This is a genomic window from Nocardia anaemiae NBRC 100462, from assembly GCF_001612725.1.
In the GTDB taxonomy this organism is placed as follows: domain Bacteria; phylum Actinomycetota; class Actinomycetes; order Mycobacteriales; family Mycobacteriaceae; genus Nocardia; species Nocardia anaemiae.
This window is the reverse complement of sequence record NZ_BDAZ01000012.1, coordinates 173,611-195,937: the sequence shown is the minus strand read 5'-3', so window position 1 is coordinate 195,937 and position 22,327 is coordinate 173,611. Positions and strand designations below refer to the sequence as shown.

Sequence of the window (22,327 nt, the reverse complement as noted above, 5' to 3'; positions counted from 1 at the left end):
ACGAAGCGATCCGCGGTCAGATCGACTCGACCGTGATAGCCGCGGGCCAGTTGGTCACCGGCCAAATACAATTCGCCGGGTACCCCGATGGGTACCGGATGCAGTCGCGCATCCAGCACATACACCTGCGAATTCCATTCCGGCTCGCCGATCGGCACCAGCTCGTCGTCGACCGTGACCTCGCGATAGGTGATGGACACGGCCGCCTCGGTCGGGCCGTACAGGTTGTGCAGCGCGGCATCGCCGACCGAATGGAAGGCCGCGACGGTCTCGGGCGGCAAGGCCTCGCCGATGACGAAAACATCGCGCAGCGAATCCAGTTCGTTCGCTTCGGCATTGGCTGCGAAAACCGCGAGCATCGACGGCACGAAGTCGGTCAGTGTGACACCGTGGCGGGCAATGGTTTCGGCGAGATAGCGCGGATCGCGATGGCCATCGGGCGCGGCGAGGAGCAGGGTCGCGCCCGCGCGCAGCGGCAGGAAGTAACCCCACAGCGAAACGTCGAAGGTGGTCGCGGTCTTCTGCAGGTAGACATCGCCGACGCGCGGCCGATATTCGGCGTGCATCCAGGCGAGTTGGTTGGCGATGGCGCGGTGCTCGACCGATACGCCCTTCGGTCGGCCCGTCGAGCCGGAGGTGAAGATTACGTAGGCGGGGTGCTCGGGCCGCAGCAGCGCCCGGCGCTCGCGATCGGCGATCTTTGCCGCCGAGTACCCGGACAGATCCAGTTCATCGAGATGGTGCAGGCGCACGCTCGGCGGCACGGTCGCGGGGAGGGCGAACCCGGTGCCGCGGGTGGTGAGTACCGAATGCGGCCGGGCGGTATCGAGGATGTGCCAGATGCGTTCGGCCGGATGCTCGGGATCCACCGGCACATAGGCGCCACCGGCACGCAGCACCGCATACATCGCGACCACCAGCTCGATCGAGCGCGGCAGCGCGAGTACCACCAGCGATTCCGGGCCGACGCCGGTGCTGATCAGCAGGCGCGCGAGGCGATTGGCCCGCTCGGATAGTTCGGTGTATGTGAGTTCGGTGGTATCGGAAACCAGGGCAATAGCATTCGGCGTGCGACGAACCTGGCTGTCGAAACCTTCGTGCAGAAACCGATCGGCGACCTTGTGCCCGCTGGCATTCCAGCTGGCGGTCACGTAATCGAGTTCGCCCGCGTCGAGGAGTTCGATATCGCCGACCGCGATCTCCGGATCGGCGGTGGCCGTGCGCAGCAGTCGGAGAAACTTGATACCGAATTCGCGCACCGTCGCGGCGTCGAACAAGTCGGTGGCATAGGTGAATTCGGCACGGTAGCCGGTCGCGGTATCGGAAAGAGTCAGCTGCAGATCGAATTTGGCGAAGCCGGGATCGAAATCGACCAGTTCCGCGTCCAGGCCGGGCATTGTGAGCGCGATCGGCCCGATGTTCTGCATGAACAGCGCGACCTGGAACAGCGGATGCCTGCCCGGGGAGCGCGCCGGATTCACCACCTCGACCAGCCGTTCGAAGGAAATATCGCTGTGCGCGAAGGCATGCAGATCGCGCTCACGCGCATTGGCGAGCAGGTCGGCGAAGCTCAGCTCACCCCGTACCTCGGTACGCAGCACCAGGGTATTGACGAACATGCCGACGAGATCGTCCAGGGCGCGATCGCCGCGGCCCGCGACCGGTGTGCCGATGGCGATATCGGAGGTGCCGGACAGCCGCGCGAGCAAGACCGCGAGTGCGGTGTGGACCACCATGAATGGCGTGGCTCGGCTGCGAGCGGCAATCCGGTCGATCGCCTGACGTAGCTCCGCGTCGATGACGAACTCATGGGTCGCCCCGCGGTAGGACGCGACGGCGGGGCGGGGCCGATCGGTGGGCAGATCCAGCTGTGCGGGCAGGTCGGCCAATTCCGTTGCCCAGAAACCGAGCTGACGCGCGGCCACCGATTCGGGATCGTCCTCGTCGCCGAGCACCCGCTGCTGCCACAGCGCGTAGTCCGCGTACTGCACCGGCAGCGGTGCCCAGTCGGGTCGGCGTCCGGCGCGACGGGCCGCGTAGGCGGTGACGAGATCGCGCATCAGCGGTCCCATCGAGACACCGTCGGCGGCAATGTGATGCACCACCAGGACCAACGTGTGGTCCTCGGGTCCGCTGCGCAGCAATCGCACCCGAACCGGGATCTCCTCGGCGACATCGAATCCCTGTACCGCGCTGGCCAATACGGCGGCAGCGAGTTCGGACTCCGGAATATCGCTCGGCGACAGGTCGAATACGGCATGCACGGGCCGCACCACCTGGGCCGGGCCGTCGGCGGTCTGTGGATAGACGGTGCGCAGGATCTCGTGCCTGGCGACGAGATCGGTAATCGCCGCGGACAAGGCGGTGACCTCGAGCGGGCCGCGCAGCCGCAGTGCGACCGGAATGTTGTCCACCGCCGCGGTATCGAAGACGTAGGCGGATTCGGTGTGCGTGCCGAACCGGTTGAGAAACCACATGCGCCGCTGCGCCGGGGACAGCGGAATGTGCTGCGGCCGGACCGCTGCCGTGAGTGCGGGTCGTGCGGCTCCGGTCCGTGCCAGCCCGGCCAGCGCCGCTACCGTCGGGCGGTCGAAAAAATCGCGGACATCGACGGCAATGCCGAGCGCGGCCCCGATTCGGGCAATGGCGCGGGTAGCGATCAGCGAATTGCCGCCGAGCGCGAAAAAATCGTCGTCCGCGCCGACTCGATCCGTCTCCAGCAGTTCGCCGAAGATCGCGGCGACGGCCACCTCCGCCTCGGTCGATGGTGCCCGGTATGCGACCGATCCGAATACCGGTTCCGGCAGTGCGCGCCGATCGAGCTTGCCATTGGCATTGATCGGCATTTCGTCGAGGACGATCACCAGCGACGGCACCATGTAGTCCGGAAGGTCGCGGCGGGTGGATTCCAGCACGGCGACCGGATCGACGGTGACACCACGCTCGGCCACCACGTAACCGACCAGGTGATCGCCACCGGCATGCCGGTGCAGCAGCACCGCGGCCTGCGCGACCCGCTCATTGCGCAGCAGCGCCGCCTCCACCTCGCCGAGTTCGATCCGCAGCCCGCGCAACTTGACCTGGAAGTCGATGCGACCCAGATATTCCAGTTCGTCCGGGCCGCCGTCACCATCGGTGCGCCAGCGGACCAGGTCGCCGGTGCGGTACATCCGATCACCGGGCGCCCCTTGCGGATTGGCCACGAAGCGGTCCGCTGTCAGCCCGGGACGGGCCACATAGCCGCGAGCCAACTGCACACCGGCGAGATAGAGCTCACCGACGACGCCACTGGCCACCGGCCGCAGATTGTCGTCCAAAACCAGCAACTCGGTGTCATCGGCGGGCGTGCCGATCGGCACGGTCGTGCTGTCGACGGCGGTGACCTCGTGCGCGGTGACATCGACGGCGGCCTCGGTGGGGCCGTACAGGTTGTGCAGTGTCGCGCCGCTGATATCGCGGAAGGCGGCCGCGGTGGCGGCGGGTAGCGCCTCGCCGGAAGCGAATACCAGGCGCAGCGACCGTGCCGCACTTTCGATCTGCGGTTCGGCCACGAATACCGCGAGCATCGACGGAACGAAATGCGCGACGGTAATGCCACGTTCGGCGATCGTGCGCGCCAGATAGGCCGGATCACGATGACCATCCGGCGCCGCGATCACCAACCGCGCGCCGACCTGCAATGGCCAGAAGAACTCCCAGACCGAGACATCGAAAGTGAACGGCGTCTTCTGTAGCACCACATCGTCGCCGCGTAGTCGATACAGCCGTTGTCGCCATCGCAGATTGGCCAGGATCGACCGATGCGATACCGCAACGCCTTTCGGGCGGCCGGTCGAACCCGAGGTGAAGATGACGTAGGCCGTATTGTCCGGCGAGAGCGAGCGGCCATCGACCGACGCCGCCTCGACGGTGTCGAATTCGTCGATCCGCAGAACCGGGATATCCGGGCCGAGCTCGGGCTGGTCATGGGTCGTGGTGAGGACCAGGACGGGTGCGGCGACCTCGAGCACATAAGCGATGCGTTCGGCCGGATGCTCCGGATCGATCGGCACATACGCGCCGCCCGCCTTCAAGATCGAGTACATCCCGACCATAAGGTCGAATGAGCGTCGCACCGCGAGACCGACCAGACTGTCCGGGCCGACACCCAGCTCGATCAACCGTCTCGCGAGGGCGTTCACCCGGTTGTCGAACTCCGCATACGTCAGCGTCGCACCCGCGAATTCCAGTGCCACCGCGTCCGGCGTCCGGCGCACCTGCTCCTCGAATTCGCTGACCAACGTCTCGATCGGCGCGAATATCGACGGCAGCAGGTGCGCCGCCGCGGTCAGGGCATCGTCGAGCAGTTGCTCCAGCACGGTGCCCAGTGCGCCGTCCACGGACTCCAGCAGAGCGGGCAGCTGACTGGAGACCACGACCGATACCAGCGTGTCGGCACCGAGACCGCCGCCCATCGCCTCGTCCAGCACCATGATCTCGGTGGCCAGCGCGGCGTAGGTGATGGTGGTCCCGTCGTGCCGCAGGGCGACCCGCTCCGGATCCGATTCGGCGACCTTATCGATCAGGATGGGGAGATCGTCGAGCCCGTACGCCCGGCGCAGCGCCGAATGATCATAAGCGGCAACATGATTGCCGATTTCGCTGGATGCGACCGATTCTGCCTGGGACATCAGCTAATTCCTTCCGAATCGATTTCCGAACCAGAGTTGGCGAGTACGGCCTGCGCCTCGGTGCGCAGGATCCGCAGGACCGCGGCGAGACCACTGCCGCCGAGGGCGGCCAAGAGGCCGGGGACCAGCCCGGCGAGAGCGACATTGAGGAGCGCTTCCGGTTTCGCGGTCGCGCCCATGGCCCTGGCGACCGTCACGAGCTTGGTGGCCAGCTCGCCGAATGTCACCGTGTGCGTGTCGTGGGTGAAAGCAAATGCACCGGGCGCGATTTCGGCAGCGGCCGTGATCAGCGCGGGCAGATCCGCCGGGCTGGTCGATCGTTCGCCACGGGACTGTTCGCCGCGAATGTCGATGGCTCGGATGGCGATGGCGGGGTCCTGCGCGACTGCCGCGAATATGCGAAGTAGCCGCGCGGCAAAAAGCCGGACCGTCGCGGCATCGAAAATGTCGGTCGCGTAACCGAATCGCATATTCAATCCGGCCAGGTCACCGGCCGCATCGAACAATTCGATGCCGGTGAGTTGCAGGTCGTATTTGGCCTCGGCCAGCTCGAGGTCGAGCACCTCGACCTCGATGCCGGGCAATGTGACTCGGCCGGACGGCATGTTCTGGAAGGCGAACATCACCTGGAACAGCGGCGTATAGGCACTGGACCTGGTGCGGCCCATGGCATCGACCACCCGCTCGAACGGCACGTCGGCATGCGAGAGCGCCGCGATATCGCGATCCCTGGCCTGTCGAAGCAGATCCGCGAAGCCGGTGCGTGCGTCGACCTGGGTGCGCAGCACAACGGTATTGACGAACATGCCGATCAGATCGTCGAGCTCCGGTTCACCGCGCCCGGCGACCGGTGCGCCGATGGCGATATCCGCGGTGCCGGAAAGCTTGGCGAGCAGGACCGCGAACGCGCTGTGAAGCACGGTGAACAGCGTGGTGCCGTGCGCACTGGCGACGGCCGCCAGTCGATCGGCGAGCATGGCGTCGACTTCGAAACCGACTGTGGCACCACGCATATCGCGGCGCGCCGGACGCGGTCTATCGGTCGGCAATGGGAGAAGTTCGGGCAGGCCCGCCAATTCGGTTGTCCAAAAGCTGAGTTGCCGAGACAGCAGACTGCTCGAATCGCGGTCGGAGCCGAGCACCGCGCGTTGCCACACGCTGTAATCGGCGTACTGGATCGGCAATGGCGACCAATCGGGCGCATTGCCCGCGGTCCGGCTGAGGTAGGCACGCATGAGATCCCGCGTCATCGGTGCGACCGAATAGCCGTCGGCGCTGATGTGGTGCAGCACCACGACGAGTACGTGCTCGTCGATATCGGTGCGGAACAGCGCGGCGCGGATCGGTGGCGATGCGGTGATATCGAAACCGGCGGCGACGAATTCAGCGATGCGTACGTCGATATCACCCGGTGCCACCAGGACCGGTTCCAGATCGACCTCGGTGACGTCCAGCACCTGTTGCACCGGTTCCGGTTCGGCATCCGGATATCGGGTGCGCAGGATTTCGTGGCGCTCGATCACGTCCAGGACGGCCGCGGTCAGGGCAGCGGTACCCAGTGCACCGGTCAGACGCAACGCTGCGGGAATGTTGTAGGCCGAGGAGTTGGGGGCCAGCCGGTTGACCACCCACATCCGCTGCTGTGCCAGCGATAGCGGGGTGGGTGCGGTGCCGGAGCGTCGGGTCAGCGCTGGCCTGGCATCGGCGTCCCCGAGTTCGGCCAGTCGCGCGGCGAGCAGGCCGACGGTGGATGCGTCGAACACCGCGGCCACCGGAACCCGCATTCCGAGTGTCGAGCCCAGCTGCGCTGCCAGCCGGGTCGCCAGCAGCGAATTGCCGCCGAGCGCGAAGAAATCGCTGTCCAGCCCGACCATTTCCGCGGCCGCGATTACCTCGACGAAGGTGGCCGCGACCAAGCGCTCCAGATCAGTGGCCGGTGCCCGGAAGGTAGCCGTGGTGAATACTGGCTCGGGCAATGCGGCCCGATCGACCTTGCCATTGGCATTGAGCGGCAACGACTCCAGCACCACGATCGCGGCGGGCACCATATAGGTGGGCAGTTCCGCGGCCACCGCCGCACGCAAGGTCCCGGCCAGCTCAGCACCCGTCGAGCCCGGCACCGCGACATAGGCGATGAGCCGAGCTCCGGCGTGATCGTCGGCGGACGCCACCGCGACCGCGGCACGCACCTCCGGCAGCCGCAGCAATGCGGCCTCCACCTCGCCGAGCTCGATCCGGAAGCCGCCGATCTTAACCTGGAAGTCCGCCCGCTCCAGGTATTCCAGCGCACCCTCCGGACGCCAGCGGACGATATCGCCGGTCCGGTACATCGTGGTACCCACGGCGAAGGGATCCGCGACGAACCGGTCGGCCGTCAGCGCGGGCCTGCGCTGATAGCCGCGCGCCAATTGCGCACCGGCCAAATACAACTCGCCGGATACGCCAACCGGGACAGGTTGCAGCCGTGCATCGAGCACGTAGACCCGGCTGTTCCAGGCGGGCGCGCCGATCGGCACGATATGGGTCGGGTCCGCATCCACTTCGAAGGCGGTGATCGATACGGCCGCCTCGGTCGGGCCGTACAGGTTGAACAGTCGCGCGCCGGAATGTCCGGCGCGACGCCGGAATTCGATAGTGGTGGCAGGCGGCAGTGCCTCACCGATGGCGAGCACCTGCCGTAGTGAATCCGGTAGCGGCGCATTCGATACCGCGAGCAACAGGCCGACCAGCGACGGCACGGCGTGCAGCACCGTCACCGCATGCCGTTCGATCAGTGTCCGCAACAGGTCCGGCTCGCGCTCGGCGCCGGGCTCGGTCACCACCAGGCGACCACCCGTCGTCAGGACCGACCAGAACTCCCATACCGAGAGGTCGAAGGTCGCCGGAGTCTTCAGCAGCGCGCACTCGTGCGATCCGAGCGCGAAGCGGTCACGCAGCCAGGCCAATTGATTGACGATCGCCGCATGCGAAACGGTGACCCCCTTGGGCAGTCCGGTCGAACCGGAGGTGAAGATCACATACGCCGGGTGCTCGGGCCGCAACGGTCGCACCCGTTCGCCATCCCCGATCGGAGTCGCCGCGTAGCTCGCCAACTCGAGTCGATCCACTTCCATTGCGGGAAGTGAGGTTTCGATAGGCAGTCCGTCGCGTGACGTGGTGAGCAAACACACGGGTGCGGCAGTTTCGATGACATAGGCGATCCGGTCAGCCGGATGGTCCGGATCAATCGGCACATACGCACCACCGGCCCGCACCACCGCGTACATGGCGACAACCAACTCGATCGAGCGCCGCATGGCGAGCACGACAGTCGCCTCCGGACCGACCCCCTCCGCAATCAACTTGCGTCCCAACCTGTTGACCGCGGCGTCGAATTCGGCATAGCTGAGCACTGATTCCGAGCTCGCATCGATCAACGCGACACTCTGGCGCGTCAATGCCACCTGAGCATCGATGAGATCGGCCAACGTCGCCGAGGCCACCGGATGCGCGGTCCGATTCCACTCCTCGAGCAACAGCGTCCGCTCGGCGCCCAGCAGATCCAACTCACCGACAGCCGTATCCGACTGGGTGACAATCTTTTCGAGCAGCCGCAATAGCTGCCCACCGAACCGCTGTGCACTAGCGTGCTCGAACAGGTCGGTCGCGTAGCCGAGCGCGAGATCGATCCCCTCGGGCGCGCCGTCCGCACCGTAGTGATCGACAGCGAACAAATGCAGATCGAACTGCGCAACACCACTGTCGAATTCGACCTCACTCACTTCGAGTCCGGGTAGGTTCAGTTCGCCGCGCTCGTGATTCTGGAACGAAAGCCCGACCTGGAACAGCGGATGACGCGCCGCCGATCGTTCTGGATTCAGCACCTCCACCAGGCGCTCGAACGGCACATCCGCGTGCGAGAAGGCGGCGATATCGGCCGCCATGGCCTGCTCGAGCAGCGCATCGAAACTCGCGGTGCCATCGACCCGAGTACGCAGCACCAGCGTGTTCACGAACATGCCGATCACATCGTCGAGTTCCGCATCGCCGCGGCCCGCGATCGGCGTACCGACCGCGATATCCGAACCGCCGGACAGTCGGGCGAGCAGCGCGGCGAACGCGGCATGGACAACCATGAACAACGTTGCACCACTGCGTCTTCCGAGCGCGACGAGCGCGCCGTGCAACCGCGCGTCGATCGCGAAGTCCACCTTCGCGCCGCGCGAACTCTGCCGTGCGGGGCGCGGGTGGTCGGTCGGTAGGGCCAGCTGATCGGGCAGTCCGTGCAGAGTTCGGGTCCAGTACGCGATCTGCTGTGCCGAAAGCGATTCGGGATCATCCTCGTCGCCGAGCAGCTTCCGCTGCCACAGTGCGTAATCCGCGTACTGCATGGCGGGCGGTGCCCAGCCGGGCGCGATGTCATTCAGGCGTGCGCTGTAGGCCAGCATCAGGTCACGGATGAATGGCGCGAGCGAGGATCCATCCGCGGCAATGTGATGCAGCACCGCCGCCAATACGAACTCCGCGCGCCCCGCTATCCGGAAAAGCCGCAGCCGCAGCGGAATGTTAGCGGTCACGTCGAATGTGGTGGCGGCCAGCTCTCGAATGCGTTCCGATAGTTCGGCTTCGGAAATATCGGTCGGATACAGCGACGGAATCGCCTGCGCTACAGGCACGATCATCTGAGTCGCCGCGCCGTCCATCTCCGGATACCTGGTCCGCAGCGACTCGTGTCGGCCGATCAGGTCCGCGACCGCAGCCTGTAGCGCCGTGATATCCAGTGCGCCGGTGAGCCGCAGCGCCACCGGAATGTTGTAGGCGATGGAGTGCTGGTCGAACCGGTTGAGGAACCACATCCGCTGCTGAGCCGGGGAGAGCGGAATCCGTTCCGGACGTGCACCGGCCACCAGCGCGGGCCTGGTCGCAGTCGTATCGCTCGCGCTAACGGCTGCGGCGAGGTCGGCGACCCGTGGCGATTCGAACAGCGCGCGCACGCCGATGGTGCGCCCGAGTGCGGCGCCGATCCGGGCCGCGGCCTTCGCGGCCAGCAGGGAGGAACCACCGAGGGCAAAGAAATCGTCATCCGCACCGATCAGACCGTCATCGGCCATCCCGAGCACATCCGCGAAGACCCCGGCGACAATCTCCTCGACGAGCGTCCCCGGCTTGCGATACGTCGTCGCCTCGAACACCGGTGCGGGCAACGCGGCCCGATCCAGCTTCCCATTGACGGTCAAGGGAATTCGATCTACCACCACGATCGCGGCGGGCACCATATGCTCGGGCAACCGGCGCGCGAGTTGTTGTCGAAGGTCCGCGGTATCGATCCCATCGAAGCCGACCACATAGGCGACGATGCGCGACTCGTCCACCAGATCGCGGCGCACGTCCACCGCCACCTCGCGCACCGCGGCGCTCGCATCGAGTAGCGCCGCCTCTATCTCGCCCAACTCGATGCGGAATCCGCGCAGGTTCACCTGCTGGTCGGCCCGGCCCAGATACTCCAACTCGCCGTCGGCAGTCCACCGTGCGAGGTCACCGGACCGATAGGCCAGGCCACCGTCCACGGCGTATGGATCGGCCACGAACCGACTCGCGGTGAGCGCGGGCCGCCCGAGATAGCCACGCGCCAGCTGACCACCGGAAACGTAGATCTCGCCGGGCACACCGACCGGCACGGGCCGCAGCCGCGCATCGAGCACCCGCACGACCAATCCGGGTATCGCCCCACCGATCACACTCGCCGAGCCGGTATCCGCCTCGATCGGCCGGTAGGACACGTGCACGGTGGTCTCGGTGATGCCGTACATATTCACCAGTCGCGGCGAGCGGGGGTGCCTGGCGAACCAGCCGCTGAGCCGCTGCGGTTCCAGCGCCTCGCCACCGAAAATGACGTAGCGCAAGCTGAGTTCGGCGGGCGGTGGCGCGGCAATCAGTTGATAGAACGCCGACGGCGTCTGGTTCAGCACCGTCACCCGTTCCGCGGCGAGCAGTTCCAGGAACTGCTCCGGTGAGCGCGAGGTGTAGTAGTCGACCACCACGAGGGTGCCGCCGTGCAGCAGCGCACCCCACAGCTCCCAGACCGAGAAATCGAAAGCGTAGGAGTGGAACAGTGTCCAGACGTCCGCTGGCCCGAACCCGAAGTGGCACTGGGTGTTATCCAGCAGGCGCAGCACATTGCGGTGCGGGACGACCACACCCTTCGGCTGCCCGGTGGATCCGGAGGTGTAAATGACATAGGCCGTATGCGCCGGATTCAGCGACCCGCGACGCTCGGCCCGAGTGATCGCGGCCGAGTCGATCGAACCGCGATTCGCGGCCGCGATATCGAGCACCGGCCCGCCGAACCAGCCGGACGCCAATTCGGTCGCGGCACTGACAATCGCGCAGATGGGACGCGCGTCATCGAGTACGTATTCGATCCGATCCGCCGGATAGTTCGGATCGATCGGCAGGTAGCCACCGCCCGCCTTGATCACCGCGACCAATGCGACAACCAGTTCCACCGACCGCGGCAGCGCCACCGCCACCAGCGCTTCCGGTCCGACCCCGGCCGCGATCAGCCGCCGGGCCAGCCGATTCGACCAGGCATCGAGTTCGGCATAGGTCAGTGATCGGGTCCCCGCGCGGACCGCGACCGCTGTCGGGTCGATGGCGGCCGCGAGCGCGAACCGCTCGGCCAAGGTGTCCGTCTCGGTGACATAAGCCGTTGTCGGAGTGGACCATTCGTGCAGTGCGCGATGCTGTTCCTCGGCGCTGAGCAATTGGATATCCCCGACCACCACCGTGGCATCCGCGGCGATAGCCGCCAGCACCTGGGTGAACCGGCGACCGAGAACCGCGATCGTGCCCGCATCGAAAAGGTCGGTGGCATAGGTGATCTCGATATCGATGCCGTCCGCACGGCCATCCGCGTCATCGGATTCGAGCACCGTGAACTGGAGATCGAATTTGGCTGCCGCCACATCGAATTCGACCGGACGCACCACGAGATCGGCGAGTTCGAGCGGCGGCAAGGTGAAGTTCTGGAAGGTCAACGCCACCTGGAACAGCGGATTCCGATTCAACACCCGGGTCGGCGCGATGACCTCGACCAGCCGCTCGAACGGCACATCCGCGTGCGACAGCGCCTCGATATCCTGCGCGCGCACGGTATCCAGCACCGTCTCGAAGCGCGCCCTGGTGTCGATATGGGTGCGCAATACCAGGGTGTTGACGAACATTCCGATGAGCCCATCGAGCGCGGCATCACCGCGACCCGCGACGGGTGTCCCGATCGCGATGTCCTCGCTGACGGACAAGCGGGACAGCAACACCGCGAGCGCCGCATGGATCGTGCTGAACAGCGTCGTTTCCCGCTTGCGGGCCAGTTCGCGCAGTTCACTGTGCAGATCGGAGTCGATGCGCAGCCGGTGGGTGTCACCCCGATACGACGAGACGGCGGGTCGCGGCCGGTCGGTGGGCAGCTCCAGTTGTTCGGGCAGACCCGCCAGCGCACGCCGCCAGAAGGCGAGTTGCCGGTGCGCCTGCGACTCCGGATCCGCTTCCGTGCCGAGCGTTTCGGCCTGCCACAGCGTGTAGTCGGCATACTGCACGGGCAATGCCGCCCATGCGGGCGCGCTGCCATCCCGACGTGCGGCGTAGGCGGTCATGAGATCGCTCGCGAGCGGTCCGAGCGAGAACCCGTCGGCCGAAATATGGTGCAGCACAATCGCTAACACGTGGTCGTCGCCATATGTGAACAGCCTGGCCCGCAGTGGCGGCTCCGTGGTCAGGTCGAAGGCGGTCGCCGCGAATGCGCAAAGATGCGACCCGAGGTCGGCTTCGGTGATCGGCTCCGGCCGCAATATCGGAACGGCCCGTGCCGCGGCGATGATCACCTGCTCCGCGCCATCGGGTCCGCCCGGGTAGACCGTCCGCAGTGCCTCGTGCCGGGCGACCACATCGGCCAGCGCGGCCGACAATGCCGCCACATCGAGCTGGCCGGTCAGCCGCAGCGCCACCGGAATGTTGTGCACGGCATCGCCCGCATCGTCGGCAAGGAATCGGTTGAGAAACCACATGCGCTGCTGAGCCGGGGAAAGCGGAATCCGCGTGGGGCGCGGGCGCGCGTGCAACGCGACATATCCACGCCCCTCATGCGCCTCGGCCGCGGCCGCAAGCGCCACAACCGTGGATGCATCGAACAGCATCCGCACCGGCAGCCGCGTATCCAGCGCCGCCCCCAACCGGGCAACGACCTGAGTGGCATTCAGTGAATTTCCACCGAGGGCGAAGAAGTCGTCATCGAGGCCGACCAGCTCGACATTCAGCACCTCGGCGAAGGTCCGCGCGACGATATCCTGGGTCGCCGTGCCGGGAGCCCGGAAAACGGCGGCCTCGAATACCGGCGCAGGCAGGGCCTTGCGATCCAACTTCCCGGAAGCATTCAGCGGAAATTCATCGAGCACGACGACCGCCGACGGCACCATATATGCGGGCAGTTGCCTGCTCACGGCGGATTTCAGGGCATCGGATTCGACCCGCGCCCCGGATTCCGCGACGACGTAGGCGACCAGTTGCTGCCCGTCCCGCAGCACAACCACGGCCTGCGCGATCGAATCCACCGTGGTGAGCGCCGTTTCGATATCCCCCAGCTCGATCCGCAGACCACGCAACTTGACCTGGAAATCAGTGCGCCCCACATACTCGAGCACCCCATCCGCACGCCAGGTCACCAGATCTCCCGTGCGATACATCCGCGTACTATCGCCGAACGGATTTGCGACGAACCGATCACTTGTCAGATCCGGCCGTCCGATGTAACCGCGCGCCAATTGCGCACCGGCCAAATACAATTCGCCCGCAAGCCCCACCGGCACCGGACGCAACCGCGCATCGAGCACATAGACCCGGGTGTTGAATACCGGTCCACCGATCGGCACGCTATCCACATCGGCATCGGTGACCTCGTGGCTGGTGACATCCACCGCGGCCTCGGTCGGACCGTAGAGATTGTGCACTGCCGCACCGGTCAGCTCACGCAACCGATGAGCGGGCTTGGGGGCCAATGCCTCCCCCGATGCGAAGACCAGCCGCAGCGAATCGCACTCGGCCGCTGCGGGTTCGGCGACGAACACCACCAACATCGACGGCACGAAATGCGCGACACTGACTCGCTCGCGACGAATAACCCGCGCCAGATACGCCGGATCGCGATGCCCATCCGGCCGCGCCACCACCAGCCGCGCGCCGACCTGCAACGGCCAGAAGAACTCCCACACCGACACATCGAAAGTGGCGGGCGTCTTCTGCAGTACCACATCGTCGCCGGTCAGCGCGTAGGTGTCCTGCATCCACACCAGCCGATTGACAATCGCCGCATGCGCAACCACGACACCCTTGGGCCGCCCCGTCGAGCCGGAGGTGAAGATCACGTACGCGGCATCGGCCGCCACCGAGCAGCCCAGCCGATCGTCATCGGTGAGTGGTGCGTTCGCATAGTCGGAGGTGTCGAACAGATCCACATCGAGTACCGCCCATGCGCTCGCGCGCTGCTCGGTGCCGAGATCCAGCCCATCCTGCGTGCGGGTCAGTACGCATACCGGACGCGCCGCCCGCAGCGTCTGGGTGATCCGCTCGGCCGGATGCTCCGGATCCACCGGAACATACGCACCACCCGCCGTGAGCACCGCGTATATGGCGACGACCAGATCCACCGATCGCCGCATACCGATGGCCACCGTGGTCTCCGAGCCGACACCGATCGACACCAGCAGCCGCGCGAGCCGATTCACCCGACCCGCGAATTCCGCATACGTCAGCGATTCGCCTTCGAAGGTGACCGCGATCGCATCCGGCGTCCGCGCGACCTGCGCCTCGAACAGCGATACCAGCGTCGCGTCGGCAGGCACCGGATGCGCTGTCGCATTCCAGGCGTCGAGGATCAGCGCCCGCTCGTCGTCGGCGAGCAGATCGATATCGCCGATCCGCACGTGCGGATCGGCGACCGCATCGAGCACGCGTAGTAGCCGATTCGCGAACGCGGCGACCGTCCGCGCGTCGAAAAGGTCGGTGGCGTATTCGAAGGTCGCTGTCATACCGGCCGCGTTGACGGTCTCGGTGAGCGTCAGTTGCAGATCGAATTTCGCTGTCCGCGTGTCGATATCGAGCATCGACGCTTCGAGTCCGGCCAGCTCCAGGCTGGTCTGCGCGGTGTTCTGGAAATCGAGCATGACCTGGAACAGCGGATGCCGTGCCGCCGAACGTTCCGGATGCAATACCTCGACCAGCCGCTCGAATGGCACATCGGCATGCGCGAGGGCGCGCAGCTCACTGTCGCGGACCGCCGCGATCAAGTCGGCGAAAGCCATTTCGGGCCGTATATCGGTCCGCAGCACCAGGGTGTTGACGAACATGCCGACGAGCCCGTCCAGCTCGGCCGCGCCGCGCCCGGCGACCGGCGTCCCGATCGCAATATCCTGCTGCCCGGAGAGTTTCGTCAGCAGCGTGGCGAATGCCGCGTGCAGCACCATGAACAGGGAGGCATTCGCGCCTTCGGCCACCTCACGCAGTCGTCGATGGGTCGCGGCATCGATGCCGAAGGCATGGCGCGCACCACGCCCCGACGCGATCGCCGGACGCGGCCGGTCCCCCGGCAGTGTCAGCACATCCGGCAGATCGGCCAATTCGGTCGACCAATACCGGATCTGCTCGGCCATCAGCGATTTCGGATCGTCCTCCGCACCGAGCGTTTCCCGCTGCCACAGTGTGTAATCGGCGTACTGCACCGGCAGCGGCGCCCAGTTCGGCTCCGAGCCGACGCGCCGCGCCGCGTAAGCGACCATCAGATCCCGAGTGAGCGGCGCGATGGACCAACCGTCCGCACTGATGTGATGGATGGACACAACGAGCACATGCTCGGTCCCGGCGCACAGCAGTCTCAGCCGAACCGGGGACTCCCGATCGACGGCGAAAGGCATTGCCGCCGCGTCTCGAATTCGATCGGCCAGCTCCGTGACGTCAACCAGCTCCGGCACCAGCGAAACCGCGCCGCGATCCACGGGCAGCACTTCCTGATGCGGAACACCATCGACCGCTGGATATCTGGTGCGCAGCGGCTCGTGCCTGGCGATGACATCGGCAACCGCATCCGTCAATGCGCCGAGATCGAGCGCACCGACAAGTCGCACCGCGGCCGTCAGATTATTCGCGACCGAGGCGGCGTCGAACTGGTTGAGGAACCACATCCGCTGCTGCGCATAGGAGAGCGGCACCACATCGGGACGATCCGCCGCGACCAACGCCCGCCGCGCGGTCCCGGAACCGGGCAGATGCGCGGCCAACGCGGCCACGGTCGAATGCTCGAACAACAGCCGCACCGGAATATCGGCATCGACCACCGCGCCGATCCGGGCGACAATCTGTGTCGCGACCAGGGAGTTTCCGCCGAGCGTGAAGAAGTCGTCATCCAGCCCGACCCGATCGAGACCGAGCACCGCCGCGAACACCCCGGCAACCGCATGCTCGGCAGACGAAACCGGGGGACGAAATGTTCCGGCGGTCAGCACCGGATCGGGCAATGCCTTGCGATTCAACTTGCCCGAGCTGGTCAGCGGCATTTCCGCCATTCCGACATAGGCCGTCGGCACCATGTACGAGGGCAGCACAGCGCGCAGCCGCTGCCCCAGTACGTCGGGCAACTCCGCCTCCGGAATGGCGGCCACCACATAGGCGACCAACAACTCACCCGCGGCATGCGCGAACACCCGAACCGCCGCGGCCCGCACATCGTCGGCAGCGACGAGCGCCGCCTCGATTTCGCCGAGCTCGATCCGCTGCCCCCGCAACTTGACCTGAAAGTCACTGCGCCCCAGGTATTCCAGATCACCGGCACGATTGCGCCGCACCAGATCACCGGTCCGATACATCCGGGCTCCGGTCGGTCCATACGGATTGGCCACGAACCGCTCGGCGGTCAAGTCCGCCCGCCCGTGGTAGCCGCGCGCCAGCTGAACGCCGGAGAGGTACAGCTCGCCGACGACCAGGTCCGGCACCGGACACAACCGCGCGTCCAGCACCAATACCTGACTCGAACGCACCGGCCGACCGATCGGCACCGCCCCAGGCATCCGCGCATCGACCGCCGCATAGGTGGCGTGCACCGTGAATTCCGTTGGACCGTAGAGATTGTGCAGCTCAGCTCGACACACCGCGGCAAAGCGTGCGGCGGCTTCACCGGTCATCGCCTCACCCGCCACGAAAACGGCACGCAGCGAAGCGATCTCAGCTATGCCCGTGGTATCGGCGAACACCGTCAGCATCGACGGCACGAACGAGGTCATCGTCACCCGATGCGCCGCAATGGTCGCGGCCAGATACGCACTGTCCCGATGCCCGTCGTGCGCGGCGACGACCATTCGCCCACCGCGCGCCAATGGCGCGAACAGCTCCCACACCGACACATCGAAGGTCGCCGGAGTCTTGAAAAGAACCACGTCGTCGGCACCGATGCCGTACTCGTCGGCAATCCAGTCGATCTGATTGACCACCGACGCATGCTGCACCGCAACACCTTTCGGTGCTCCGGTGGACCCGGAGGTGAAGATGACGTAGGCCGTATCGGTCACCCGCAGCGGACGCAGCCGATCCGAATCCAGCACCGGCGCATCCGAATAGCCGGAGCAGTCCAGCGCATCGACGGCCAGCACCGAAGGTCCGGTCGACCACCGGTCGCCCGACCGAGTCAGCACACAGACCGGGTGAGCCGAAGCAACGACCTGCGCACGCCGCGCCGCCGGTTGATCCGGATCCACCGGCACATACCCGCCACCCGCGGTCAATACGGCGTAGGCGGCGACAACGAACTCCACCGACCGCCGCATACCGAGCACGACCAGCGTCTCCGGCCCGACCCCGGCTGCGATCAGCCGACGAGCAAGCCGATTCACCCGGGCAGAGAACTTCCGATAGCTCAGTGCCCCAGCCCCATCGACAAGTGCGACAGCATCGGGCGTCCGCCGCACCTGCGACTCGAACGAAGCCAGCAGTGTCGCGGCACGGCTGGACGATTCAGCGATTCCGCACTCGATCGCCCGCTGCCTACCCGCCGTATCCAGCAGCGGCAGATCCCCGACCGCCTGCTCGGCATCGACAACGATCGCTCGTAACAACCGAACCAACCACCGCGCATAATCCGCGATGGTGGCTTCGTCGAATAGATCTGTGGTGTAGGTGAACTCCGCCCGAACCCCCGCCGGTGCCGGACCTTCCCCGAGTCCGGCACCGGCGAAGCCTTCGGTGACCGTGAGCTGGAGATCGAATTTGGTCACTCCGGTCTCCACCCTACTGGTGCAGGCCGACAAATCGGGGAGTTCGAAGGCGATGTCCGCGGCATTGTCGAAAGCGAGCAATACCTGGAACAGCGGATGCCGCGCCTGCGAGCGCGGCGGGTTGATGGCATCGACCAGCTGCTCGAATGGCAATTCGGCATGACCGAAGGCGGCCAGATCGGTCTCACGCACCCGTGCGAGGAGTGCCGAGAAGGGCACGGCGGCATCGACTTCGGTCCGCAGCACCAGGGTGTTGACGAACATGCCGACGAGATCGTCCAGCGCCCGTTCACCGCGTCCGGCCACCGGCGTACCGATCACGATGTCGTCGCTGCCGGACAGCCGCGAAAGCAGCACGGCCAGCGCGGCATGCAGCACCATGAAGTTGGAAACGCCCTTGGCACGGGCTAGTTTCACAATCTCGGCGTGCACCTCGCCCGGAATTTCGAAGCCGAAGACCGCACCGCGCCCGGATGCGACGGCGGGCCGGGCTCGATCGGCGGGCAGCTCGATCAGATCGGGCGCACCGGCAAGCGCGGCAGTCCAGAACTCCAGCTGCCGGGCCGATGTCGCGTCCCGATCCTCGGCCGAGCCGAGCAACTCATGCTGCCAAAGACTGTAATCCGCGTACTGCACCGACAGCGGCGACCATTCGGGCGCCTCGCCCGCGTGCCGATTCCCATACGCGGACATCACATCTCGTGCCAATACCCGCAGTGACAGGCCATCGGCGGCAATGTGGTGCAGTACCAGCGCCAACGCACAGCTCTCGTCATCGACCAGGAAGATGCGTGCCCGAATGGGTATTTCACGCTCCAGGTCGAATCCGAGCGCCGCGAATCGAGTCACCTCGTCGTCCAGTTCGTCGGCACCGATCGATTCCGGCTCGCCCACGACGACGATGTCGTCCGCGGACAATACGACCTGCTGAGCCGCCATCCCGACCGATACCGCGGGAAAGATCGTGCGCAGCACCTCATGCCGATCGACCAGATCGGCCAAGGCCTGCCGAAGCGCGAAAATATCGACCGCACCGCGCAACCGCACCACGAACGGCATGTTGTAACCGGCGCTGGAAGTCTCGAACCGATTCAGGAACCAGATCCGCTGCTGCGCCGGAGATAGCGGAACCAGCGGCGGCCGGTGTCGCGCCCGCAGCTGCGCGAGCACCGGCACGCCACTGGATCCACCCGCCCGCTCGATGAGTTCGGCGAGTGCGGACACCGTGCTAGCGGTGAACAATTCGCGAACCCCGAGCCGACAGCCCAGTTCGGCGCCCAACCGCGCCGCGACCTGGGTGGCCACCAAACTATTACCGCCGAGCGCGAAGAAATCGTCGTCGCGCCCGACCCGCTCGTGTCCGAGCACCGCACCGAATACCCGCGCCACCGCCGCCTGCACCGGCGTCGCGACCTCGGCGTTTTCGTTCGAGATCCGCTCGGGCGCGGGCAGCGCGGCACGATCCAGCTTTCCGGAGGCATTGACCGGCAGCGCATCCAGCACCACGAACGCCGCGGGCACCATATATGCGGGCAGCGCGCGCAGGGCGGCGCCCCGCAGTGCACCGGAGGAAACCGCGCCGGGCTCGGATTCGACCACATAGGCAACCAGCTGCTCGCCCACTCCGGCGTCATCGCGCACCACGACCACGGCGCGCAGCACCGAATCGACGGTTCCGAGTACGGCTTCGATCTCACCGAGCTCGATCCGCAGCCCGCGCAACTTCACCTGGAAATCGGTGCGGCCCAGGTACTCCAGCTCGCCGTGGTTGGTCCAGCGCACCAGGTCACCGGTGCGGTACATCCGGGTCGCCGACCCGAACGGATTCGCGACGAACCGGTCGGCGGTGAGCCCGGGGCGGCCGAGATAACCACGGGCGAGCTGTACCCCCGACAGATACAGCTCGCCCGCAGCCCCGACCGGTACCGGCCGCAGCCGCGAATCGAGCACGTAGAGCCGGGTATTGAAGACCGGCGCGCCGATCGGCACCGAGAGGGTATCGGTATCGGTCACTTCATGGAAGGTGACGTCGACCGCCGCCTCGGTGGGACCGTACAGGTTGTGCAGCCGCACACCGGTCAGCGCCCGCAGCCGCTGCGCCAGCGCGGCGGGTAGCGCCTCACCGGACGCGAAGACGGTGCGCAGCGCCGATGGGCAGTCTTGCTGTGCCAGAAAAGCTTCCAGCATAGATGGCACGAAATGTGCGGTCGTGATGCCATATTCGGCAATCACGGCCCGCAGGTAAGCCGGATCACGGTGACCGTCGTGCTCGGCGAGCACCAGCCGCGCCCCGATCTGCAACGGCCAGAAGAACTCCCACACCGACACATCGAAGGTAGCGGGCGTCTTCTGCAGCACCACATCTTCGGGCGAAAGCCGATACTGCCGCTGCATCCACACCAGCCGATTCACGATCGCCTCGTGGGTGACCGCCACCCCCTTCGGCAGTCCGGTCGACCCCGAGGTGAAGATCACGTACGCGGGCTGTCCCGGTCGCAGCGCGGCGGTACGTTCCCGATCCCAGACCGGACCATCCGAATAATCCGTGAGATCCATGCCATCGAGACGGATCACCGGTACTCCGGAGAGCTCCAAGGCTTCAGTTGTCAGTACGCATGCCGGTCGCGCGGTAGCCAGAATGTGCGCGGTCCGCTCGGCCGGATGATCCGGATCGAGCGGCACATACGCCGCACCGGCAGCGAGCACGGCATATATGGCGATTACCAGTTCCGGCGACCGACGGATACCGAGCGCGACCCGCGTTTCCGGTCCGACGCCGAGTCCGATCAAATACCGTGCCAGCCGATTACTGCGCGCCGCGAGTTCCCGATACGTCAGATCCGGCACACCCGCGAACCGCACCGCGACCGCATCCGGCGTCCGCGCGACCTGCGCCTCGAACATCGAAACCAGCGTCGGCGCACCGCCGAGCGCGGCTGGCACATCGAAGCCGGTCGTATTCCAGATCCGGGTGCTGACCTCGAGTTCCAGTTCGGTCGCCAGCGCCACCGCCGCCATCGACGTATCCACCTCGGTGGCCACCAGACGCTCCAGATACCGCACGAACCGGGTCTGATGGCGTGCGATGTCGTCTGCGGTATAGAGATTCGGATTCGCCTCGAAATCGACGTGCACGCTGTCGCGCTCGCCGTAATAGACATTGAGGCTCAGGTCCTCCACCGGCCCGGTGGACAAGACGTGGTGCCTGCCGACCGCATCGCCGAGGGTCAACTCGCTGCCGAACAGCATGATGTTGGCCAGCGGACCGAACAGCGCACGGCGCGCGGGCCGCCCGTCGTGCTCGGCATCGCGGCGAATGTCCTCGTGCCGATACCGCTGGTGCCGCAGCGCACCCGCCACCTCGACCCGCGTCGCCCGCAGCAGATCCCCCCAGGTGCCGTCGACCGCGAGCCGCAGCGGCACGATATTCGACAGCATTCCGGCCGAGCGCCGCATGAGCGCGCTGGTGCGCGCCGTCACCGGCAGACTCAATACCGCCTCGTCCCGATCGGTGAACCGTCCGAGGTATCCGGCGAAGGCAGCGAGCAGTACCACCGCGAGGGTCGAATCTTGATTCGCCGCAAGCGAATTCATCCGGTCGACCAATGCATCCGGCAGCATCCGGGCCGCGATCAGATTGGCCGCCGAGCGCGGTGCGGTCCGTCCATCCAGGCTGGTAGCGCCGTCGAGCCCGACCACCCGCTCGGCCCAGTGCGCCCGGTCGGTCTCGAAGCGAGAGCTGTCCCGGTAGGCGAGTTCGGCGTCGACCAGCTCGGTCAGCGCACCGGGCTGGACCGCCGGTGGCTCGGTGCCGAGCACCCTGGCCGTGTACAACTGCGCCGCGCGCTGCGTATTGCTGAGCGCGCCGAACCCGTCGAGCACGATGTGATGCGCCCGCAGATACCAGAAGCACCGCTGATCGGCCACGCGCAGCAGGGCACCGGTGAACAGCCGATCGGTCAGCATATCGACCGGCGCGCTCGCATCGGCGCGCATCCATTGCTGCGCCTCGGCCACCGGATCGGCACATTCGCGCAGGTCGATTACCTGCATATCGACGGAATTCGCCGGATCGACGCACTGATACGGCACCCCGCCGGATTCGCCGAGTCGCACCAGCACCGATTGGTACTCCCGCGCCGCGATGACCGATACCTCCTGCAGGATCACGGGGTCCAGCAGGGCGGGCACGTCGACGTATTGGGCCACATTGATCGGCACGTCGGGATCGAGCAGCTGCGCGTACCAGATCCCCAGCTGCGCCGGTGCGAGCGGAAACGGCTGGTCGTCGGGAGCGTCCGGTAAGCAGTCACTCGCCAGCCGCGCGGCCCCGTCCGGTCGCGCCCCACCCAACTCCGTACCGTGCAC

General features: G+C 66.3%; 2 protein-coding genes (1 of these 2 cut by a window edge). Both read right to left on the bottom strand.

The window, feature by feature from the left end:
* Positions 1 to 4,670: the start of a non-ribosomal peptide synthetase gene (locus NA5_RS09095; RefSeq protein ID WP_062983908.1), read on the bottom strand. It extends 20,470 nt beyond the left edge of the window; 4,670 of the gene's 25,140 nt are visible here — the first part of the coding sequence; its start codon is at positions 4,668 to 4,670; its stop codon lies off the left edge, out of view.
* Positions 4,670 to 22,327: a non-ribosomal peptide synthetase gene (locus NA5_RS09090; RefSeq protein ID WP_062983906.1), complete on the bottom strand. Its 17,658-nt coding sequence runs from the start codon at positions 22,325 to 22,327 to the stop codon at positions 4,670 to 4,672. The genes NA5_RS09095 and NA5_RS09090 overlap by 1 nt, the downstream gene beginning before the upstream one ends.